This is a genomic window from Variovorax sp. OAS795, assembly GCF_040546685.1.
GTDB lineage: Bacteria > Pseudomonadota > Gammaproteobacteria > Burkholderiales > Burkholderiaceae_C > Variovorax.
Genome location: NZ_JBEPOH010000001.1, coordinates 1831848 through 1853627 on the forward strand (window position 1 = coordinate 1831848; position 21780 = coordinate 1853627).

At 67.8% G+C, this 21780-nt stretch carries 22 protein-coding genes; 18 read left to right on the forward strand and 4 right to left on the reverse strand.

Annotation, left to right across the window (positions count from 1 at the left end; genetic code table 11):
- The 7 genes from rpsP (at window position 1) to hisC (ending at window position 5216) form a co-directional block, all read left to right on the forward strand.
- Complete coding sequence (gene rpsP, locus ABID97_RS08740) at window positions 1-264, forward strand: 30S ribosomal protein S16 (protein WP_028259818.1); 264 nt, start codon at window positions 1-3, stop codon at window positions 262-264.
- 16 nt (window positions 265-280) lie between these two features.
- Window positions 281-835 (forward strand): ribosome maturation factor RimM, encoded by a 555-nt coding sequence (rimM, locus tag ABID97_RS08745; protein WP_354398125.1) that lies wholly within the window; start codon window positions 281-283, stop codon window positions 833-835.
- A 104-nt stretch (window positions 836-939) separates the two neighbouring features.
- A complete protein-coding gene (gene trmD, locus ABID97_RS08750) occupies window positions 940-1686 on the forward strand; it encodes a tRNA (guanosine(37)-N1)-methyltransferase TrmD (RefSeq protein ID WP_354398126.1) in 747 nt (248 codons plus the stop codon).
- A gap of 133 nt (window positions 1687-1819) precedes the next feature.
- The gene (rplS, locus tag ABID97_RS08755; RefSeq protein WP_093018611.1) at window positions 1820-2194 is read left to right on the forward strand and encodes a 50S ribosomal protein L19; all 375 of its coding nucleotides are present in this window, start codon (window positions 1820-1822) and stop codon (window positions 2192-2194) included.
- A 144-nt stretch (window positions 2195-2338) separates the two neighbouring features.
- Window positions 2339-3058, forward strand: a complete 720-nt coding sequence (locus ABID97_RS08760) for a CoA pyrophosphatase (protein ID WP_354398127.1) — start codon at window positions 2339-2341, stop codon at window positions 3056-3058.
- Between the two features lie 47 nt (window positions 3059-3105).
- Window positions 3106-4107: a CobD/CbiB family protein gene (locus tag ABID97_RS08765; RefSeq protein WP_354398128.1), complete on the forward strand. Its 1002-nt coding sequence runs from the start codon at window positions 3106-3108 to the stop codon at window positions 4105-4107.
- Window positions 4108-4127: 20 nt separating this feature from the next.
- On the forward strand, window positions 4128-5216 hold the full coding sequence (hisC, locus tag ABID97_RS08770) for a histidinol-phosphate transaminase (protein WP_354398129.1): 1089 nt from the start codon (window positions 4128-4130) through the stop codon (window positions 5214-5216).
- Here hisC and rsgA read toward each other — a convergent pair.
- Genes rsgA through ABID97_RS08785 form a run of 3 tightly spaced genes read right to left on the reverse strand, consistent with a single transcriptional unit; the run spans window position 5210 to window position 7813 of the window.
- Complete coding sequence (rsgA, locus tag ABID97_RS08775; RefSeq protein ID WP_354398130.1) at window positions 5210-6163, reverse strand: ribosome small subunit-dependent GTPase A; 954 nt, start codon at window positions 6161-6163, stop codon at window positions 5210-5212. The genes hisC and rsgA overlap by 7 nt on opposite strands.
- Before the next feature lie 12 nt (window positions 6164-6175).
- Entirely contained in the window at window positions 6176-6523 is a 348-nt protein-coding gene (locus tag ABID97_RS08780; protein ID WP_354398131.1) for a 4a-hydroxytetrahydrobiopterin dehydratase, read from the reverse strand.
- A gap of 24 nt (window positions 6524-6547) precedes the next feature.
- Entirely contained in the window at window positions 6548-7813 is a 1266-nt protein-coding gene (locus tag ABID97_RS08785; protein ID WP_354398132.1) for a M48 family metallopeptidase, read from the reverse strand.
- 58 nt (window positions 7814-7871) lie between these two features.
- Between ABID97_RS08785 and orn the strand changes: the two genes are divergently transcribed.
- From orn to ABID97_RS08815, 6 genes are all read left to right on the forward strand, one after another.
- Complete coding sequence (gene orn / locus ABID97_RS08790) at window positions 7872-8468, forward strand: oligoribonuclease (protein WP_354398133.1); 597 nt, start codon at window positions 7872-7874, stop codon at window positions 8466-8468.
- A gap of 246 nt (window positions 8469-8714) precedes the next feature.
- Window positions 8715-10652, forward strand: a complete 1938-nt coding sequence (locus ABID97_RS08795; RefSeq protein ID WP_354398134.1) for a DEAD/DEAH box helicase — start codon at window positions 8715-8717, stop codon at window positions 10650-10652.
- Window positions 10653-10869: 217 nt separating this feature from the next.
- Window positions 10870-11943, forward strand: coding sequence for an NAD/NADP octopine/nopaline dehydrogenase family protein (locus ABID97_RS08800; RefSeq protein ID WP_354398135.1), 1074 nt, complete (start codon window positions 10870-10872; stop codon window positions 11941-11943).
- Window positions 11933-12937, forward strand: a complete 1005-nt coding sequence (locus tag ABID97_RS08805; protein WP_354398136.1) for a 3-hydroxybutyryl-CoA dehydrogenase — start codon at window positions 11933-11935, stop codon at window positions 12935-12937. The genes ABID97_RS08800 and ABID97_RS08805 overlap by 11 nt, the downstream gene beginning before the upstream one ends.
- A complete protein-coding gene (locus tag ABID97_RS08810) occupies window positions 12934-13734 on the forward strand; it encodes an alpha/beta fold hydrolase (protein ID WP_354398137.1) in 801 nt (266 codons plus the stop codon). The genes ABID97_RS08805 and ABID97_RS08810 overlap by 4 nt, the downstream gene beginning before the upstream one ends.
- Window positions 13731-14609: a quinone oxidoreductase family protein gene (locus ABID97_RS08815; protein WP_354398138.1), complete on the forward strand. Its 879-nt coding sequence runs from the start codon at window positions 13731-13733 to the stop codon at window positions 14607-14609. The genes ABID97_RS08810 and ABID97_RS08815 overlap by 4 nt, the downstream gene beginning before the upstream one ends.
- Here ABID97_RS08815 and ABID97_RS08820 read toward each other — a convergent pair.
- A complete protein-coding gene (locus ABID97_RS08820; RefSeq protein ID WP_354398139.1) occupies window positions 14606-15082 on the reverse strand; it encodes a MarR family winged helix-turn-helix transcriptional regulator in 477 nt (158 codons plus the stop codon). The genes ABID97_RS08815 and ABID97_RS08820 overlap by 4 nt on opposite strands.
- A gap of 159 nt (window positions 15083-15241) precedes the next feature.
- On the opposite strand from ABID97_RS08820, the gene ABID97_RS08825 reads away from it, so the two are divergent.
- From ABID97_RS08825 to ABID97_RS08845, 5 genes are read left to right on the forward strand one after another with little or no spacing between them, the layout of a single operon-like run.
- Window positions 15242-17434: a thiamine pyrophosphate-dependent enzyme gene (locus tag ABID97_RS08825; protein ID WP_354398140.1), complete on the forward strand. Its 2193-nt coding sequence runs from the start codon at window positions 15242-15244 to the stop codon at window positions 17432-17434.
- A 4-nt stretch (window positions 17435-17438) separates the two neighbouring features.
- Entirely contained in the window at window positions 17439-18947 is a 1509-nt protein-coding gene (locus tag ABID97_RS08830; RefSeq protein WP_354398141.1) for an indolepyruvate oxidoreductase subunit beta family protein, read from the forward strand.
- Between the two features lie 13 nt (window positions 18948-18960).
- A complete protein-coding gene (locus ABID97_RS08835; RefSeq protein ID WP_354398142.1) occupies window positions 18961-19953 on the forward strand; it encodes a PDR/VanB family oxidoreductase in 993 nt (330 codons plus the stop codon).
- A 20-nt stretch (window positions 19954-19973) separates the two neighbouring features.
- A complete protein-coding gene (locus ABID97_RS08840; protein ID WP_354398143.1) occupies window positions 19974-21287 on the forward strand; it encodes an aromatic ring-hydroxylating dioxygenase subunit alpha in 1314 nt (437 codons plus the stop codon).
- Complete coding sequence (locus tag ABID97_RS08845; protein ID WP_354398144.1) at window positions 21287-21775, forward strand: aromatic-ring-hydroxylating dioxygenase subunit beta; 489 nt, start codon at window positions 21287-21289, stop codon at window positions 21773-21775. The genes ABID97_RS08840 and ABID97_RS08845 overlap by 1 nt, the downstream gene beginning before the upstream one ends.
- Window positions 21776-21780 lie beyond the last annotated feature (5 nt).

Below are 21780 nucleotides of genomic sequence, written 5' to 3' on the forward strand. Positions count from 1 at the left end.
ATGGTCGTCATTCGACTTTCCCGCGGCGGCTCCAAAGGCCGTCCGTTCTTCAACATCGTCGTGTCGGACAAGCGCGTTCGCCGCGATGGCCGTTTCATCGAGCGCCTGGGTTTCTACAACCCGATCGCCAAGGAAAACGAAGAAAGCATCCGTATTGCCCAGGATCGCCTGGCCTACTGGAAGAGCGTCGGCGCACAAGCTTCGCCCACGGTCCTGCGCCTGATCAAGCAAGCTGCTGCAGCGGCCCCCAAGGCGGCAGCCTAAGCTGTCCGGCAAGGCGATGCTGCCCGCACTCGAAGCCGCCGAATTGCCGGCGGATGCGATCGAGGTAGGACGCATCGCCGATGCCTGGGGCATCAAGGGCTGGTTCAAGGTCCTGCCCCACAGCGCCCAGCCCGAGGCGCTTTTTTCTTCCAAGCGCTGGTTCCTGCAGGCTCCCGGAGCCTCGGCGACCGCCGCTTTCCGGCTCGCGATCCGCGAAGCCAAAGAACATTCCGACTGCATCGTCGCCTCGTCCGAGGATGTGCCCGACCGCAATGCCGCCGAGGCACTGCGCGGCGCGCGCGTGTTCGTGCCGCGCTCGAGCTTTCCCACGGCCGGCGACGACGAGTACTACTGGGTCGACCTGATCGGCCTCTCGGTGGTGAACCGCGAAGGCGTCGCGCTCGGCACGGTGCGCGAACTGCTCGCCACCGGTCCGCAGACCACGCTGGTGCTCGCGGCCGAGGAAGACGGCAAGGCCATCGAGCGCATGGTGCCCTTCGTCTCGGTCTTCATCGACAAGGTCGACCTGGCCGGCCGTCTCATCACGGTCGACTGGCAGCCCGAATACTGAAATGAGCAGCCCCCACGCTCGTCACTTCGTGTATTCGCTGCCCCCCGAGGGGGCGCAGGCCTTCCTTGCGGCGGCCCGGCGAAAGGCCTGACCGGCTCGCGCGCATGCGCTTCGACGTCCTCACGCTTTTTCCCGAACTGTTCGCTCCGTTCATGGCCAGCGGCGTGACGCGCCGTGCCTACGAGTCGAAGCAGGTCGAGGTCGTGCTCTGGAATCCGCGCGACTTTGCGCAGGGCAACTACAAGCGCGTGGACGACCGGCCCTTCGGTGGCGGTCCCGGCATGGTGATGATGGCCGAGCCGCTCTCGGCCTGCCTCGATGCGGCGCTGGCCGCGCGCGGCGCCGCGGCGCCCGTCGTCCTGTTTTCCCCCATCGGCGAGCCCTTGCGCCACGAAGCGGTCGAGCGCTGGTCCGCCAGCGAGGGCGCCGTGCTGGTCTGCGGCCGCTATGAAGGCATCGACCAGCGCTTCATCGACACGCGCGTCACGCACCAGATCAGCCTCGGCGATTTCGTCCTTTCGGGTGGCGAGATTCCGGCCATGGCGCTGCTCGATGCGGTGGCCCGCCTGCAACCCGGCGTGCTGGGCGACGAGGCGAGCCACGTGCAGGACAGTTTCAATCCATCGCTCGACGGCCTGCTCGACTGCCCGCACTACACGCGGCCGGAGCAATGGAACGGGCAGGGCGTACCGGCGCCGCTGCTCTCCGGGCACCATGTGCAGATCGAGCGCTGGCGGCGCGACCAGCGCCTGGCGATCACCGCCGCACGGCGCCCCGACCTGATCGACGCCGCACGCGCTGCCGGGCGCCTCGGCAAGGCCGATGAGACGGCGCTCAAAAAAAAGCTATAATCGTCGGTTCCCCGATCCTCTGCCCGGCCGCGCCTGGCCTCGTTGCGGGTTCTCATGGCCCCAGGCCGTTGAGAAGCAACGAACCAAAAGGCGCCTTTTGTGTAGCGCGAGCACGATCGAATATCAGGAAATCATGAACCTCATCGAAACCCTCGAGCAGGAAGAAATCGCCCGCCTCGGCAAGAAGATCCCCGATTTCATGCCCGGTGACACGGTCATCGTCAGCGTGAGCGTCGTCGAAGGCACCCGCAAGCGCGTGCAGGCCTACGAAGGCGTCGTGATCGCCAAGCGCAATCGCGGCCTCAACAGCGGCTTCACGGTGCGCAAGATCTCCAGTGGCGAAGGCGTGGAACGTACGTTCCAGACCTACAGCCCGCTGATCGCCGGCATCGAAATCAAGCGCCGCGGTGACGTTCGCCGCGCCAAGCTGTACTACCTGCGCGAGCGCAGCGGCCGTTCGGCACGCATCAAGGAAAAGCTGCCGGGCAAGTCGCAGGCTGCCAAGTAAGCTGCTGCCTGTCGTGCAAAAAGCCGCCGTTCTGGCGGCTTTTTGCGTTGTGCGCCGTGCACGTTTTTTGCGCAACCACGGCATCGCTCTCTTAAGCTCTACGCTTCACCGAAACACTTTCACTTGACCGATTCCACCGTTCCCATGCCGCTCGCTCCCGTCGAACCCGTCAATGCCGTGGTGCCGCCCACGCTGATGCAGATCGACCCGCGCAAGGCACCGGTGGTCGGCGGTCCCGATGGCCTGCCCGCCGTCCCGCCCGAGCAGTTGGCGACCGAGGCGCTGCGCAGGCGCTTTGCGACCCCGCCGGCGTGGACACCCGAACTGCGCCGCGAACCGCGCCTGACCGACCGCGCGCCGGCTCAGGCAGCCGTGCTGGTGCCCATCGTGCAGCGCCCGGAAGGCGCCACCGTGCTGCTGACAGAGCGCACCGCGCACCTGTCCAACCATTCGGGGCAGGTCGCGTTCCCCGGTGGCCGGGTCGATCCCGAAGACGCGAACACCGCGGCCGCGGCATTGCGCGAAGCCTGGGAAGAAGTGGGCCTGTCGGCCCAGTACATCGAGGTGCTCGGAAGCCTTCCGACCTACACCACGGTCACTTCGTTCATCGTGACGCCGGTGGTCGCGCTGGTGAAGCCCGGCTTCGAACTCACCATCAACCCCTATGAGGTGGCGCTGGCCTTCGAGGTGCCGCTGGCCTGGCTCATGGACCCGGCCAATCACCGCCGCCACACCGTGCCGGCGCCCGACGGCACCCGGCGCGAGTGGTACTCGATGCCCTACCAGGACGGCGCCGAAGAGCGCTTCGTCTGGGGCGCCACCGCGGGCATGCTGCGCAACCTCTACCGGTTCCTCAGCGCCTGAGCCCGCCGCGGCCGGGCCTGCGCGAGCTCTCTCGCTATCATCGAAGGATGAGCTTCTTTGCCATCCTGTGTGCGTTGCTGATCGAGCAGGTGCGGCCGCTCGCCCCGCGCAACCCGGTATACGGCGGCGTGCTGGCGTGGACGCGCTGGACCAGCCGCAACTTCGATGCCGGCAAACCGCATCACGGATGGGTCGCCTGGGCCCTTGCGGTGTTCGTGCCCACCTTGCTGACACTGGGCATCCACTGGCTGCTGGTGCTCACGCTGGGCCTGCCCTTTGCCGTGCTCTGGAGCATTGCGGTGCTCTACGTCACCCTCGGCTTCCGGCAGTTCAGCCACCACTTCACCGACATTCGCGATGCGCTCGACGAAGGCGACGAGCCGCTCGCGCGCTCGCTGCTGGCGCACTGGCAGGGTGTCGATGCGGCCGACCTGCCGCGCAGTGAAATCGTCCGCCATGTGATCGAGCATTCGGTGATCGCGGCGCACCGCCATGTGTTCGGCGTGCTGGCGTGGTTCTCGATTCTTGCCGCCCTGGGCTTGGGCCCCGCGGGTGCGGCGTTCTATCGCATGAGCGAATTCGTCTCGCGCTATTGGACGCACAAGAACGGCGCGGCCATCCAGCCTTCGAGCGTTTCGGTGCAGCGCGCGGCCGACCGCGCATGGCACGCGATCGACTGGCTGCCCGCGCGCATCACCGCGCTGGGCTTTGCCGTGGTCGGCAGCTTCGAGGAAGCCATCGATTGCTGGCGCAACGATGCACGGCGCTTTGCGAGCGAGAACGACGGCGTGATCCTCGCGGCGACCTCGGGGGCGGTCAACGTCCGGCTGGGCGGCGGCGCGCTGAGCCCGATTCCGGTCGCCGACCCGCTGCCGCGCGCGCAAGCCGGCGATTCGATGGCCGACGGCCGCCGGCCCGACAGCGGCAGCACGCCGGGCCGCGAGCCCGAGCCCGGCCACCTGCGCAGCGTGGTCGGCCTGGTCTGGCGCTCCGTCGTGATGTGGATGGTGCTGCTGGCCCTGCTCACCCTGGCCCGGCTGCTCGGTTGAGAACAGGCGACGAAGACGCCATGACTTCTGCAGTGCCGGCTTTCTGGAGCCCGCGCATCGGCGCGCTCGAACCCTATGTGCCCGGCGAGCAGCCGCGCATCGCCAACCTCGTCAAGCTCAACACCAACGAGAACCCGTACCCGCCGTCGCCCCGCGCCATCGACGCCATCCAGCAGGCGGCGGCCAATGGCCTGGAGCGCTACCCCGATCCGGCTTCGCTCGCGGTGCGCGAAGCGGTCGCGCGGCGGCATGGCCTCCAGCCCGGCCAGGTCTTTGCGGGCAACGGCTCGGACGAGGTGCTGGCGCACGCCTTCTTCGCCTTCTTCCAGCAGGCCGAGCCCTTGCTGATGCCCGACGTGAGCTACAGCTTCTATCGCGTCTACGCGCAGCTCTACGGCATTGCATGCGAACTGCTGCCGATGGACGAGGGCCTGCGCATCGACGTCGATGCCCTGGCCGCGCGCGCCGCGCAGGGTTGCGCCGGCCTCGTGATCGCCAATCCGAACGCACCCACGGGCATCGGGCTGCCGCTTTCGCGCATCGAGCAATTGCTTGCCGCATGCCCGCAGCGCGTGGTGCTGGTGGACGAGGCGTATGTCGATTTCGGCGGCGAGAGCGCGCTGCCGCTGGTCGGCCGGTATCCGAACCTACTGGTGGTGCAGACCCTGTCCAAGTCGCGCTCGCTCGCTGGCCTGCGGGTCGGTTTTGCCTGCGGCCAGGCGCACCTGATCGACGCGCTGGTGCGCGTCAAGGACAGCTTCAATTCCTATCCCCTCGATCGCCTCGCCACGGCGGGCGCGGTGGCCGCACTCGAGGACGAAGACTGGTTCGCCGCCACCCGCGGCAAGGTCGTCGACACCCGCGAAGGGCTCGGCCTGCAACTGGAAGACATGGGCTTCGAAGTGCTGCCTTCGCAGGCCAACTTCATCTTCGTGCGCCATCCCGGGCGCGATGCGGCCGAGCTGGCGGCGCTGCTGCGCGAGCGTGCGGTGCTGGTGCGCCATTTCAGGCAGCCGCGCATCGCGCAATACCTTCGCATCAGCATCGGCACGCGGGAACAGTGCGAAGCGCTGGTGCGGGCGCTCGAATCGATCCTCGAGGTTCAGTAGCGCGACTGGCTCAGTTCGGCAAAGAGCTCGCCGTAGATCCTGTAGCGCGACGCGCTGATCGGCCCCGGCCTGGCCGGCGAATCCACGTTCGCGATCACGCCGCAGCCCGGCTCGTGCAGGTGGGTGCAGTTGTAGAACTTGCAGTCGTTCGCGTGCTCGGCAATGTCGGGCATGAGCCTCGCAAGCTGCATCGGCTGGATGTGGTTCAGCCCGAATTCCTGGAACCCCGGCGAGTCGATCAGGCCGGTGGTGCGCGCTTCGTCGATCCAGTACCAGGTGGTGCTGGTGGTCGTGTGCTTGCCCGAGTTCAGTGCCTGGGAGATTTCCTGCGTCAGCACGGTGGCGCCCGGCACCAGCAGGTTGGTCAGGGTGCTCTTGCCCGAGCCGGAGGGCCCCAGTACGAGGGTGGACTTGCCGGCCAGCAGCTTCATGAGCGACGCGTAGTCTGCTTCGCCCGATGCCTTCAGCGACAGCGGCAGCACGCCGTGATGCATTCGGCGGTAGGGCGCGAGCTTGTTCCAGGCGCGCCCAAAGGGCTCGACGAGGTCGCTCTTGTTGAGCGCAATGATCGGCGTGATGCGCTCGGCCTCGGCCGCGATCAACGCACGCGCGAGCTGGTGCTCTGAAAACTCCGGCTCGGCCGCGATCAGGATCAGCACGTGGTCCAGGTTGGCTGCGAACGACTTGGTGCGGATCTCGTCCTGCCGGTAGAAAAGGTTGCGGCGCGGCAGGACCGCCTCGATGGTGCCTTCGTCCTCCGTGGCCTGCCATCGCACCCGGTCGCCGACCACGGCCTGGCTCTTCTTGCCGCGCGGATGGCAGATCAGCCGCTCGCCGGCGGGTGTTTCGACAAGGCAATGGCGCCCATGGCTGGCAACGACGAGGCCGTCGTGGAGTGCCTTGGCGGCAGGGGCCGGGGACGCGGCGGCGCGGCCCGGCTTAGCCACGGGCGTTGTCCGTCATGCGGCGGAGTCCGCGACCAGCGCGTTGGCCTGCCGCGCGCACTCGATGTCGGTGACCGAGAGTCCGCCGACGTCGTGCGTGTTGAAGCGCACCACGCAGCGGTTGTAGTGCACCGAAAGATCCGGATGGTGGTCTTGCGTGTGCGCAATGAAGGCCAGCGCGTTGACGAAAGCGATGGTCTCGAAATAGTTCGCGAAGCTGAAGGTCTTCTCGATGGCGACTTCGGCGCCGTCGCCGCTGAGCTTCCAGCCGTCGAGCTGGGCAAGGCCCGAGACGATCTCGGTGGCGCTCAGGGCCTTGCGGGGAATGTTTTTCCAGTCTTTGGGCTTGAACATGCTGCTCATGGGCTCGGCTTTCGGGGCGATGTCTCAGGCCGCCGCCATGCGCGCGAGGCGCTCGGAGGCCGGGGGATGGGAATAGTAGAACTTGACGAACACCGGGTCGGGCGTGAGCGTCGACGCGTTGTCCTGGTAGAGCTTGAGCAGCGCGGCCGACAGGTCGGCGCCGCTGGTTTGCGCAATGGCGTAGGCATCGGCCTCGAACTCGTGCTTGCGCGACAGGCGCGCGGGCAGGGGCGCGATGAAGAAGCCGAACACCGGGATCGCCAGCATGAACAGCAGCAGCGCGAGCGCGTTGTTCGGCGCCGTGGCCGCCATGTTGGGCTGCACGCCCAGGCCCGCGTAGAACCAGGCCTGCGTGGACACCCAGCCCAGCAGCGCGAAGCCCGCCAGGCTCAGCGCGAACATCGCCACCAGGCGCTTCACGATATGGCGGTGCTTGAAGTGGCCGAGTTCGTGCGCCAGCACGGCTTCCACTTCGCTCGGGTTGAGCTGGCGCAGCAGCGTGTCGTAGAACACCACGCGCTTGCTCGCCCCGAAGCCGGTGAAGTAAGCGTTGGCGTGGGCGCTGCGGGTGCTGCCATCCATCACGAACAGGCCCTTGGCGGCAAAGCCGCAGCGCTTCATCAATGCCGTGACGCGCTCCTTCAGATGCGGGTCGTCCAGCGGCTTGAACTTGTTGAAGAGCGGCGCAATGAAAGTGGGATAGATCAGCATCCCGAGCAGGTTGAAGCCCATCCACACGGCCCATGCCCAGAGCCACCACGTGGTGCCCGCGGTGCCCATGAGCCAGAGGATCACCGCGGCGATCGGCAGCCCGATGGCCGCACCGAGCAGCGTCGACTTGACCGTGTCGCCGAGCCAGAGGCGAAAGGTCATCTTGTTGAAGCCGAAACGCTCTTCGAGCCTGAAGGTCTGCCAGAGCGTGAAGGGCAACTCGAGCAGGCCGCCAATGGCCGCGAACGCCGCCAGCAGGGCCAGCTGCTGCACCATGCCGCCGCCGAGCCAGGCCAGCAGGAGCCGGTTCAGCGCGTCGAGGCCGCCGAGCAGCGTCCAGCCGAGCAGCAGCGCGGTGCTCCAGGCCATTTCGACCAGGCCGAAGCGCGCCTTGGCGATGGTGTAGTCGGCGGCCTTCTGGTGCGCCGCCAGGCTGATGGTGTGCGCGAAGGCCGGCGGCACGGCGCCCCGGTGCCGCGCCACGTGGCGCATCTGCCGCGAGGCGAGCCAGAACTTCACGAGCAGGCCCGCGACCAGTGCAGAGGCGAAGGCAATGGTGAAGATGAGCGAATAGGACATGAGCGCCGAGTTTAGCCCTCGGGTCCGGCCGGCGCAGGCCTTCGACGACAATCCAGCGATGCCCGAATCCCTAGACCCCACGACCCCCGCAGCCCCGCCCGTGCTGAAGAAAAGCGACCAGAACCTGGTCTGGCTCGACTGCGAAATGAGCGGCCTCGACCCCGAGAAAGAGCGCCTGCTCGAGATTGCCGTGGTCGTCACCGGCCCCGACCTCACGCCCCGCATCGATGGCCCCGTGCTGGTCATCCACCAGAGCGACGCGGTGCTCGACGCCATGGACGCCTGGAACAAGGGCACGCATGGCCGCAGCGGCCTCATCGACAAGGTGAAGGCCTCCACGCTGGACGAAGCGGCCGCGGAGCAGCAGTTGCTGGAGTTCATCGCCAGGTACATCCCGCGCAGCGGCTCGCCGATGTGCGGCAACACCATCGGCCAGGACCGGCGCTTCCTGGTCAAGTTCATGCCCAAGCTGGAGGCGTATTTCCACTACCGCAACCTCGACGTCAGCACCCTGAAAGAGCTGGCCAAGCGCTGGAAGCCCGCCGCCTACAGCGCGTTCAAGAAGCAGCAGGCCCACACGGCGCTGGCCGACGTGCACGAATCCATCGAGGAGCTCGCGCACTACCGGGAAACCTTCTTGCGATTGACGGATTAGGTAAAAACCCCGACTCGTGCCATAATCGTGGGCTTCGCTGATCCGGCTTCCGGTATTTTTGGTTTTCTGGTCGGCGTCTCTTCGCATCTCCCTATCTTGCACACCGCGCCCGATCGCTTTTGCTGATCAAAAAGGGCCGCAGCCTCCGGCGTAAGCCAGAAGTTGAATGTCGTTGGATGGTTGATGTTTTTAACCACCAACGGGGCGCCGCCTACGGCAGCGCTCGCGTTTGAGATTGATTTCTACATGACCGACGCTTTTGAAGCGCAGGGCGAGTTCGCGCCTGTGCAATCCACCAACAACAACGAATTCATCGCCGCCGCGGACACCCTGTCCGAAGCGCCGATCCTCGACGCGCTCGACGCAGCAACGCCCGAAGCGGCCGTGGCCGAAGAGCCCCGCGCGCCCAACGGCTTCGTCAAGCTCGGCCTCGCGCCCGAACTGATCGCCGCCGTGGCCGACCTGGGCTTTACCCAGCCGACCACCGTGCAAGACAAGGTGATCCCGCTCGCCATGGGCGGTGAAGCCGGCCAGGACGGCAAGGCCCGTTTCGTCGACCTGATGGTCTCCAGCCAGACCGGCTCGGGCAAGACCGCCGCCTTCCTGCTGCCCGTGCTGCACACGCTGCTCAAGCGCCAGGCCGAAGCCGAAGCCGAAGCCAAGGCCGAATTCCAGCGCCTGGCCGCCGAAGCCGCTGCCCGCGGCGAAGCCGTGCCCAAGAAGCCGAAGCGCAAGGACCCGACCAACGCACGCCATTTCAAGGCCGCCACGCCTGGCGCCCTGATCCTGTGCCCGACGCGCGAACTCGCGCAGCAAGTGGCACACGACGCCATCGAACTGGTCCGCCATTGCCGCGGCCTCCGCGTGGCCAACGTGGTGGGCGGCATGCCTTACCAGCTGCAGATCGCCAAGCTGCAGAACGCCGATCTCGTGGTGGCCACGCCCGGCCGCCTGCTCGACCTGCAGCGCTCGTCGCAGCTCAAGCTCGACCAGGTCAAGTTCCTCGTGGTCGACGAAGCCGACCGCATGCTCGACCTCGGTTTCTCCGACGACCTGGCCGAAGTCAACCAGCTCACCATCGAGCGCCAGCAGACCATGATGTTCAGCGCCACCTTCGCGCCGCGCATCCAGCAACTGGCCCAGCGCGTCATGCGCGAGCCGCAGCGCATCACCATCGACAGCCCGCAAGAGAAGCACGCCAACATCAAGCAGTCCCTGTACTGGGCCGACAACAGCCAGCACAAGCGCAAGCTGCTCGACCACTGGCTGCGCGACACCAGCATCAACCAGGCGATCGTGTTCGCCAGCACGCAAGTCGAGTGCGACGGCCTCGCCGCCGACCTGCAGCAAGAAGGCTTCAGCGCCGTGGCGCTGCACGGCGCCCTGAGCCAGGGCCTGCGCAACCGCCGCCTGATGGCACTGCGCCAGGGCCAGGTGCAGATCCTCGTGGCCACCGACGTTGCCGCCCGCGGCATCGACGTGCCCACCATCACCCACGTCTTCAACTTCGGCCTGCCGATGAAGGCCGAGGACTACACCCACCGCATCGGCCGCACCGGCCGCGCGGGCCGAGACGGCCTGGCCATCACCTTTGCCGAGTTCCGCGATCGCCGCAAGATCATGGACATCGAGCAATACAGCCGCCAGCAGTTCAAGGCTGAGGTGGTTGCCGGCCTCGAGCCGCAGCAGCGCATGCCGCAATCGCGCCCGCCCATGGGCGAGTACCGCGGCGGCCGCGGCGACAACCAGTCGCGCGACCGCAAGTTCGGCAATGGCGGTGCGGGCGGCGGCGGTGGCTACCGCGGCGGCAACAGCGGCGGCTATGCCGGTGCCAGCGGCTTCAACGACCGCAATGCACGCGGTCCGGCGCCCAGCCAGGGCCACCAGGGCCCGCGCGGCTTCCAGGGCGGCAACAACGCCGGCTTCGGCGGCGGCCGTGACGACGGCGGCAATGGCGGCGGCGGTGGCTACGGCCGCAAGCCGGGCTGGGGCGATAGCGCTCCGCGCGGCGGCCATGGCCATGGCCATGGCGGCGGCCGAGGCGACGGCGGCTTCGCGCCCCGTGAAGGCTTTGCACCGCGCGAAGGCTTCGCACCGCGCGGCAATGGCGCAGGCCATGGCGGCCCGGGCAAGGTGTTCGTGCCCCGCGACGCCCAAAAGCGTGCGTTCAAGCCCACGCGCTGATCCATTCCGAAGCGGCCGATTGGCCGCCTCGCACCAGGACAAAGCCCGCGCTTCGCAAGAAGCGCGGGCTTTTTCCATTGCGGGTTTCCGAGGGGTTCTTCGTCGCGGAATTTGATTGACACATGAACTGATGAAAAGTAATGTAATAGCCGCATTGCTTCCCCCGGGTCCGCGCCGCGGCTGCCGGTTCATCGACATCTGTTTTCAAATCTCGACCATGAAAATTGCGATTCTTGGGGGTGGCCATGGTGCCTATGCCGCCGCCGCGGACCTGTCCGAAGCCGGCCACGAGGTGCGACTGTGGCGCCGCGACGCGGCTGCGCTCGCGCCGCTCGTGAAGGCCGGCGCCATCACGCTGAAGGACGCCGATGGCGCGCGCGAGGTGCCGCTTGCGCTGGCCACCGCCGACATCGCCGCCGCGCTCAAGGGCGCCGAACTGATCGTCGTTCCCACGCCCGCCATCGCGCAGCACGACATCGCGCTGGCCATGGCGCCGCACCTGGTCGATGGGCAGGTCGTCTTCCTGCCGCCGGGCACCTTCGGCAGCTACGTGATGGCAAGGACCGTGAAGCAGGCGGGCAACCACGCCGACGTGGCCTGGGCCGAGACCGGCACCTTGCCCTATCTCGCACGCAAGCACGGCGAGCGCGAAGTGAACGTCACCATCCGCGCCATCCGCCTGCCGACGGGTGTCTATCCGGCGCGCAAGGAGGCCGGTGCCATCGAGGTCATCCGCAGGGCCTACCCGGCCGTGCATGCCTGCGGCGACGCGCTCTCCGGTGCGCTCATGAATGCCGGCCCGGTCATCCACCCGCCGCTGATGGTGATGAACGCCGCCCCCCTGCAGCACTTCGAGCGCTGGGACATCCACAACGAAGGCACCCAGCGCGCCGTGCGCGACGTGACCGACCGGCTCGACCGCGAGCGCATCGCGGTGCGTGAAGCCTTCGGCCAGGGGGCGCCGCACTATCCGCTGGCCGACCACTACGACAACGACCGCTGGATGTACGGCGATGCGCACAAGCAGCTCGTCAAGTCGGGTGACTGGCGCGAGAACATCGACCTGCACACGCACCGCTACATCACCGAAGACACCGAACTCGGGCTGGCCTTCCTCGCGTCGGCCGCGCGCCACGCCGGCGTGGATGCGCCCATTGCGCATGGCCTGTTGGCCATCGTCGGCGGCTTCCTGGGCCGCGAGCTTCGCTACGGCTCGCGCACCTTCGAAAGCCTGGGCCTTGCCGACCTGAGCGCGGCGCAGCTCAAGCAACGGCTGCACGATGGCGAATGAGCAGCCGCTGCCGCGGTTCGCCGCCGTCGGCGCCGGCCGAATGGGGCGCGGCATCGCCATCGCCTTCGCCTATGCGGGCCACCGGATCTCGCTCGTCGACCTGCGCCAGCGCGGGGACGAAGCCTGGCAGCGCCTGCAGGCCGAAGCCAAGGCCGAGATCGAAGCCAGCCTTGCGGGGCTGGCGCAGCTCGGCGTGATCGATGCGCAGCAGGGCCAGGCCATTGCCGAACGCGTGAGCTTCGTCAATGCCGCATCGGCACCGCAGGCGCTCGCCGCCGCCGAACTGGTGTTCGAAGGCGTGCCCGAGACCATGGAAGCCAAGCGCGAGGCTTTCGAACAGCTCAACCGCCATTGCCGCGACGACGCCATCCTGACCTCGACCACCAGCAGCATCCTCGTGACGCAGCTCGCGGCGCTGGTGCGCCTGCCCGGGCGCTTTCTCAACATGCACTGGCTCAATCCGGCCTATGTGATCCCGGTGGTGGAGCTCAGCTGCCACGCCGGCACCGATGCCGCCGTGCTCGCGCGCACCAAGGCGCTGATGGAAGAGATCGGCAAGCTGCCCGTGGTCTGCGGCGCATCGCCGGGCTACATCGTGCCGCGCCTGCAGGCGCTGGTGATGAACGAGGCGGCCCGCATGATCGAGGAGGGCGCCGCCACCGCCGAGGAAATCGACAAGGCCACGCGCTACGGACTGGGGCTGCGCTTCGCGGCGCTCGGCGTGGTCGAGTTCATCGACTTCGGCGGCTGCGACATCCTGCACCATGCGAGCCGCGAAATGTCGGCCTCGATCGACAAGGGGCGCTACACGGCGCCGGCGATCGTCGATCGCATGGTCGGGGAAGGGCGGCTCGGCCTCAAGAGCGGCAGCGGCTTCTATGACTACGCCGGCCGCGACGTTGCCGCCTACCGCCGCGACGTGCTGTCGCGTACGCTTGGTGAGCTCAAGCACGCGGGGCTGTGGCGCGCACCCGCCGACGAGACGCGCGCATGAAAATCCACCGCGCCTTTGCCGACCTGTCGGTGGGGCAGGTGCACTACGCGCAATGCGGCGACCGCGGTGCGCCGGCCGTGCTGCTGCTGCACCAGTCGCCGCGCAGCTGGGCCGAATACCGCGAGGTGCTGCCGCTGCTCGGCACGTGCTATCGGGCCATCGCCATGGACACTGCCGGCTTCGGCGATTCGTCGGACGGCGGCGTGCCGGCGAGCATCGCGCAATGGGCGCGCGTGGCGTGCGAGCTGCTCGATGCGCTGAACATCCGACAGACCGACGTGGTCGGCCATCACACCGGCGGCGTGGTGGCGATCGAGCTGGCTGCCGCGTTTCCCCATCGGGTGCGCGGCCTCGCGCTGTCGTCCACGCCGTACACCGGCGAAGCCTTTCGGATCGCCCGCGCCCAGCGGCCACCCATCGACGAGGTGGCGCCCAGCGAAGATGGAAGCCACCTTGCCGCGCTCTGGCAAAGGCGCCAAGGCTTCTATCCGCCGGGCCGCCCCGACCTGCTCGAGGCCTTCGTGCGCGATGCGCTGAAGGTCGGCCATCGCGTGGAAGAAGGGCATCGCGCCGTCGCTTCCTACCGCATGGAAGAGCGCATCGGCCGCGTGACGCAGCCGGCGCTCATCATCCGCGCCACCGCCGACCCCTTCGCCGCGCCGCACGCCACGGAGCTGCAGCACCATCTGCCGCAGGCACGCATCGTCGACATCGAAGGCGGCATGGTGCCCTTGCCCGACCAGATGCCCGAAGCCTTCGCAGAGGCGGTGCTCGACTTTCTTTCGGCCTTGCCATGAAAGCCATTCGAATCCACGGCTTCGATGCGGTGCCCGTGCTGGAGGACGTGCCCGACCCCGTGTCGCGGCCCGGCCGCACCATTGTCCGCATGCAGGCCGCCACGGTCGGCCACATCGACCGCACCGTGTGGCGCGGCAGCTTCCTGCGCCATCCGCCGCTGCCCTACACGCCGGGCGTGGAGGCCGCGGGCATCGTTGTCGCGAGCGAACGCTACGCGCCGGGGCAGCGCGTGTGGCTGCGCGGCAGCGGCCTGGGCACGCTGTTCGATGGCACCTGGTGCGAGCAGGTCGATGCACCCGACGAAGCGCTCGGCCTCCTGCCCGATGAATTTCCCATGGCGCTGGGCGCCGCATTCTTTTCGCCCACCACTTCGGCCTGGGTGGCGCTGCATGAGGTCGCCAGGCTGCAAGCCGGCGAGCGGGTGCTGGTGACGGGTGCGAGCGGCGCCGTGGGTTCGCTCGCGGTGCAGCTGGCGCGCGAGTTCGGCTGCATCGTGGAAGCGGTCGATCCGCAGGCCGAGGCGCCGGCGACCGCGAGTGCGGACCTCTTGATCGACACGGTCGGCGGCGCTGTTCTCTCGGCAGCGCTGCCCGCCGTTCGACCCGGCGGGCGGGCCGTGCTCATCGGCTACACGGCGGGCCAGGCGCTGCAGCTCGACATCGCGCATTTCCTGCAGCGCGACGTGGCGCTGCTGCCGCTCAACATGTTCAGGCGCGAAGCCGCCGGCCGCGCGGCGGTACCCGGCCTGCTCGCGCGCCTGGCCGATGGCCGCCTGCATCTCGAGGTGCACAGCTTCGCGCTCGCCGAGGCGGCTGCGGCGCTCGACTGGATCGCGCAGCGCGGCCATCGCGGCCGCGCGGTGCTGGTGCCCTAGTCTTCGTCCGGCGCCTCGACCGGCACATGCACGTGCAAGTCGATCATCTGCCGCAGCGTGTGCTTCAGCTCTTCGGCGCGCCGGAGGCCGAAGGGTTCGAGCACGCGCCGCTCGTGGTCGCGCGCGAGTTCCATCAGGTGCTCCACCGCCTTCAGCCCCTTGCGCGTGATCCGCACCAGCGTGATGCGGCGATCACTCTCATGGGGCAGCCGCTCGACCTGTCCGCGTGCTTCCATGCGGTCGAGCAGGCGCGTCACCGTCGGCTGCTTGGTCACGGTCAGCTGCGCGAGCTGGCCGATGCTGATGGGCTCGCTGCCCGCGAGCGATGCCATCACGCGCCACTCCGACACCGAGAAACCCTGCTGCCGCGCCACCTCGTGGAATTCCGAGGAGATCAGCTGGCTGGCCTGCGCCAGCAATGCAGGCAGGTAGTCGTCGACGAAGCGATGCGTCCCGGGCAACTGCTCAGCCATGAAGGCACCTCATGGCCAGGCGGCACGTGCCGAAGGCGGGCACGCGGCTTGCATGTCTAGGGTAATTCATGATTGTGGATACATTCATTTGTCAACATTATAGAAACCGCGGTGCAGCAGCATGCGCGCATCGTCCCACGAGAGAGAACAAGGACCCACATGGCTGAGCGTTCGTTCGTCGAAGAAGTCAAGAAACTGCGCCTTTCCGGAGGCGAGGTGTTCCGCGGTGAAGGCATTCTGGCGGTCACCAAGGCCCTGCTCGAATCGGGGGTTTCCTACGTGGCCGGCTATCAGGGCGCGCCGATCTCGCACCTGATGGACGTGCTGGCCGATGCGCAGGACATTCTTGCGGAGCAGGGCATCCGCTTCGAGAACAGCGCGAGCGAAGCCACCGCCGCCGCCACGCTGGCCGCATCGGTCAACTATCCGCTGCGCGGCGCCGTCACCTTCAAGGCCACCGTCGGCACCAACGTGGCTTCCGATGCACTGGCCAACCTCGCCTCGGGCGGCGTGACCGGCGGCGCGCTCATCATCGTGGGCGAGGACTATGGCGAGGGCTCGTCGATCATGCAGGAGCGCAGCCATGCGTTCGCGATGAAGTCGCAGATCTGGCTGCTCGATCCGCGGCCCAACCTGCCGAGCATCGTCGACGCCGTGAAGACGGGCTTCGATCTTTCGGAAGCCAGCCACACGCCCGTGATGCTGCAGCTGCGCATCCGCGCCTGCCACGTGCACGGCCATTTCATTGCCGGCGACAACAAGCGCGCCAAGTTCACGCTGAAAGACGCGCTCGAGAACCCGCAACGCGACGTCGGCCGCATCGTGCTGCCGCCCGCGAGCTTCGTGCACGAGCAGGAGAAGGTGAACGACCGCTGGCCCGCCGCGGTGCGCTTCATCGAGGAACGCCAGCTCAACGAGTTCTTCTCGGAAGACGCCGACGATATCGGCATCATCGTGCAGGGCGGCAGCTACAACACGCTGCTGCGCGCCCTGGAGCGGCTCGACCTGGCCGACGTGTACGGCAACACCCGGGTGCCGCTGTACGTGATGAACGTGGCCTACCCCGTCATCGAGAGCGAGGTGATCCGCTTCTGCGAAGGCAAGCGCGCGGTGCTGATCGTGGAAGAGGGCCAGCCCAACTTCGTCGAGCAGAACCTTGCGACCATCCTGCGCCAGGCCGGCTCGGCCACCGCGCTGCACGGCAAGGACATGCTGCCGGTGGCCGGCGAGTACACCGCGTCCGAACTGCTGAAGGGCGCACGCACTTTCTGCGAGCGCTACGAGCGCCTGGCGCCGCTGCCCGTCAAGGCGGCCGAGCGCAAGGTGATCCCGCTCAAGGAAGTGGCGGCCATCGGCGTCGATGCCGCGCCGGAGCCGGCATTGCCGTCCATGTCCCTGGGCGAAGTCGTGCACGCGCGTCCGCCGGGGTTCTGCACCGGCTGCCCCGAGCGGCCGATCTTCAGTGCGATGAAGCTGGTGGAACGCGAACTGGGCCCGCACCACGTGAGCGCCGACATCGGCTGCCACCTGTTCTCCATCCTGCCGCCCTTCAACATCGGCAATACCACCATGGGCTACGGCCTGGGCGGAGCCGGCGCGGCGGCACTCAATGCGCCGGCCGGCAAGCGTGCGATCTCGATGATGGGCGACGGCGGGTTCTGGCACAACGGCCTCACCAGCGGCGTGGCCAATGCGGTCTTCAACAAGAGCGACAACCTCACCATCGTCGTCGACAACAACTACACCTCGGCCACGGGCGGGCAGGACATCCTCTCGTCGAACGCCGTCAACAAGACGCGCAGCACCGGCCACGAGATCGAGCGCGCGGTGCGCGGCGTGGGCGTGGAGTGGGTGAAGACGCTGCGCCGCACCTACGACGTCGCCGGCGTGCGCGATGCGCTCAAGGACGCGCTCACCACCACGACAAAGGGCCCCAAGGTCCTGATCGCGCAGTCGGAGTGCATGCTCAACAAGCAGCGCCGCGAAAAGCCGCTGGTGCGCAAGGCCATTGCCGACGGCAAGCGCATGGTGCGCGAGAAGTTCGGCGTCGACTCCGACACCTGCACCGGGGACCACTCGTGCATCCGCCTCTCGGGCTGCCCCTCGCTCTCGATCAAGCCCAACCCCGATCCGCTGCGCACCGACCCGGTCGCCACCGTGCTCGACAGCTGCGTGGGCTGCGGCGTCTGCGGCGAGGTCTCGCACGCGGCGGTGCTGTGCCCTTCGTTCTACAAGGCGCAGATCGTCAGCAACCCGAGCCGCTGGGACCTGCTGCGCGACCGCGTGCGCGCCGCCGTCATCGGCTGGCTGCAGCGCGGCGAAGCGCGCCGCCGCGAAGCCTATGCGTTCTGAAGCAATGACGAACAAGCCACAACCGATCAAGATCGCCATCCTCGCCATGGGCGGGGAGGGCGGCGGCGTGCTGGCCGACTGGGTCGTCGACATGGGCGAGGCCAACGGCTATGTGGCGCAGACCACCTCGGTTCCCGGCGTGGCGCAGCGCACCGGCGCCACCATCTATTACGTCGAGCTGTATCCCGAGGCGCAGGCGCAAGCCGACGGCGGGCACCCGGTGCTGGCGCTCATGCCGCTGCCGGGCGACGTCGACGTGGTGCTGGCGTCCGAGCTCATGGAAGCCGGCCGTGCCGTGCAGCGCGGGCTGGTCACGCGCGACCGCACCACGCTCATCGCATCGACGCACCGCGTGTTCTCCATCGCCGAGAAAAGCGCGCTCGGCGATGGCCGCGTCGACAGCGCCCAGTTGCTCGCGCACACCGCCAGGGCGGCCAAGCGCTTCATCCGCTTCGACATGGCGCAGGCCGCCGAGGCTTCGGGCAGCGTGATCAGTGCCGTGCTGTTCGGCGCGCTGGCGGGCTCGGGCGTGCTGCCGTTCAGCCGCGCGCAGTTCGAGGCGACCATCGAACGCGGCGGCGTGGGCGTCAAGCCCAGCCTCAAGGCCTTTGGTGCGGCCTTTGCGCGGGCCCAGGCCGGCGACGACGGCGAGACACCGCCGGAGCCGGTGGTGGCCGCGCCGGCACCGCAGCCGCGCCATCCGGCGGTGCGCGCCCTGGTCGAACGCGTGCAGCGCGGCTTTCCGGCCGCGGCGCAAGACCTGCTGCTCGAAGGCGTGCGGCGGCTCATCGACTACCAGGACCCGGACTACGCCGGGCTGTACCTCGACCGCATGGCGGCCGTGGCGGCACTTCCGGACGACGGCTCCTATCGCCTGCTGCGCGAGACCGCGCGCCATCTCGCGCTCTGGATGTCGTACGAAGACACCGCCCGCGTCGCCGCGCTCAAGACCCGTGCCACCCGCTTCGAGCGCGTGCGCGGCGAGGCCCGCGTGCAAGCGGGCCAGGTGCTCGCCATCAACGAATACATGCACCCGCGCCTGCAGGAAATCTGCGAGACGCTGCCGGGCGGCATGGGCCGCTGGCTGATGAATTCCAACCTGCCCAGGAAGATGGTCGAACGCTTCACGCACCACGGCCGCGTGGTCCAGACCAGTTCCCTGCACGGCTACCTGATGCTGCGCATGGTGGCGGCCTGCAAGCGCTGGCGCCGCTCGACGATGCGCTACGCGGAAGAAAACCGCCGCATCGAGGAATGGCTGCAGCGCATCGCGGCCACCGCGCAACGCAACCCCGAGCTCGCCGTCGAGCTTGCGCAGTGCCAGCGGCTGGTCAAGGGCTACAGCGACACGCATGAACGCGGCATCCGCAACTACGACACCGTGATGCGTGCCGTCGAGCGCGCCGGCGGGACGCTGGCGCCCGCCACCCTGCGCGAGCTGCGCGACGCGGCGCTGGCCGACGAACACGGCCACAAGCTGCAGGCCGCGCTGGCCCAGCACGCACTCGCCTGATGAAGAGACACCCATGACCGCCCAACCCGTCATCCTCCAGCTGCGCATTGCCGAGGTGCGCGAACTGAATCCGCTGATCCGCATGCTGCGGCTGCGTGCCGAAGACGGCCGCGCGTTGCCCGGCTTCGCGGCCGGCGCCCACATCCGCGTCAAGGTGTCGCTGCCCGGCGGCGAGACCGGCTGGCGCCACTACTCGCTGATCAACTTCGCAACCGAGCGCAACGCCACCAACGCGCCGGCCGACTACGTGATCGCCGTGCGCAAGGAGGCCGAAGGCCGCGGCGGATCGCGCTTCATGCACGAGCAGCTGAAAGAGGGCGACACGCTCACCATCGAATCGCCCAAGAACGACTTCCCGCTGCACACGGGGCCCGGCGGAACGGTGCTCGTCGCCGGCGGCATCGGCGTCACGCCGCTTGCGAGCATGGCGGCGCGGCGCCGCGCGGAAGGCGCTGCGGTGCGCATGCACTACGCCGGCCGCAGCCGCGAGCTGATGGCCTTCCTGCCCGAGCTGCAAGCACTGCTGGGGGACGACCTGCACGTGCATGAGGATGCCAAGGCCGGTGCGCCGCTCGACATCGATGCGCTGCTCGACGGCGTGCCCGCCGGCGACCGCCTCTACGTTTGCGGCCCCAAGGTCATGCTCGACGCCGTGCTCGCCCGCACCCAGGCGCGCGGCTGGGAACACGACCGCGTGCACTTCGAGCTGTTCACGGAACCCGTCGTGGAAGAGGGCGACCAGCCCTTCGAGGTGGAGCTTGCCCAGTCGGGCCAGCGCTTCACCGTGGCGGCCGACCAGAGCATCCTCGATTGCCTGATCGACCACGGCTGCGATCCGATGTTCGATTGCAAGCGTGGCGAGTGCGGCGTGTGCGTGGTGCCTGTGCTCGAGGGCGAAATCGACCACCGCGACTACGTGCTGACTGCGCGCGAGAAGGCCGAAGGCACCGTCATGCAGATCTGCATCTCGCGCGCCAAGGGGCCGCGCCTGGTGCTCGACATCTGAAGCAAGGAGCCACCAGAACCATGACCTCGTACCGAGACAACCCCGAAGCGGTCCGCGCGCTGGTGCAGAACGACCGCGTGCACCGCGACCTGTACATCAGCCAGGAGCTGTTCGAGCTGGAGCAGGAGCACTTCTTCGCCAACACCTGGAACTACGTGGGCCACGAGAGCCAGCTACCGAAGCCCGGCGACTGGATCAGCAACGAAATTGCCGGCCGGCCGTTGATCGTGGTGCGCCACACCGACGGCAGCGTGCGCGCCATGATGAACCGATGCGCCCACAAGGGCTCGCGCCTCGTGAGCGGGCCCTGCGGCAACACCGGCAAGTTCTTTCGCTGCCCCTACCACGCCTGGACCTTCAAGACCGACGGCGCGCTGCTGGCCATTCCGCTCAAGACCGGCTACGAGAACACGGCGCTGCACGAATGCGAATCGGCCAAGGGGCTGGTCACGCTGAAGCACGTGCGCAGCTACCGCGGGTTCATCTTCGTGAAGATCAACGATGCAGGGCCGGACTTCGACGACTACTTCGGCGATTCGCTGAGCTCCATCGACAACATGGCCGACCGCTCGCCGGAAGGCGAACTCGAGATCGCGGGCGGGTGCCTGCGTTTCATGCACCAGTGCAACTGGAAGATGTTCGTGGAGAACCTCAACGACACCATGCACCCGATGGTGGCGCACGAGTCATCGGCCGGAACCGCCAAGCGCATGTGGGCCGACAAGCCCGAAGACGAGCCCAAGCCCATGGCCGTGGAGCAGTTCGCGCCCTTCATGTCGGACTACAAGTTCTTCGAGGACATGGGCATCCGCACCTACGACCACGGCCACAGCTTCACGGGCGTGCACTTCAGCATCCACAGCAAGTACAAGGCGATTCCGGCGTACGACGACGCGATGAAGGCGCGCTACGGCGAGGAAAAGACCGCGCAGATCCTCGGCATGGCGCGGCACAACACGGTGTACTACCCGAACCTCACGATCAAGGGTGCGATCCAGGCGATCCGCGTGGTCAAGCCGATCTCGGCCGACAGGACGCTGATCGAGAGCTGGACCTTCCGCCTGAAAGGCGCACCGCCCGAACTGCTGCAGCGCACCACCATGTACAACCGGCTCATCAATTCGCCGTTTTCCGTGGTGGGCCACGACGACCTGCAGGCGTACCGGGGCATGCAGGCCGGGCTGCACGCGAGCGGGAACGATTGGGTCAGCCTGCACCGCAACTACGACGATTCGGAACTTGCGGGCGGCGAGATCACCACCGGCGGCACCAACGAACTGCCGATGCGCAACCAGTACCGCAGCTGGGTGCAGCGCATGACGGAGACGATGTGATGGCACCCGCCGAAGTCACCCGCCAGGACCTGATCGATTTCGTCGTGAACGAAGCGCGCCTGCTCGACACGCGCCGCTACGAGGAGTGGAACGCGCTCTTCACCGACGACGCCTTCTACTGGGTGCCGCTCGTGCCCGACCAGGAAGACGGCCTGAACCACACCTCGCACCTCTACGAGGACAAGCTGCTGCGCGAACTGCGCATCGAGCGGCTCAAGAGCCCGCGCGCGTTTTCGCAGCAGCCGCCGAGCCGCTGCCACCACCTGCTGCAGGTGCCCGTGGTCGAACAGTTCGACGCCGAACGAAACAGCCATGTGGTGCGCACCGGGTTCCACTACACCGAGTCGCAGGGTGACGAACTCCAGTTCTACGTCGGCACCTTCTTTCATCACCTCACGGTGCAGGACGGTGCGCTTCGCATGACGCTCAAGCGCGTGAACCTGCTCAACTGCGACGCGGCCCTGCCGGCCGTGCAGCTCTTCATCTAGGGACG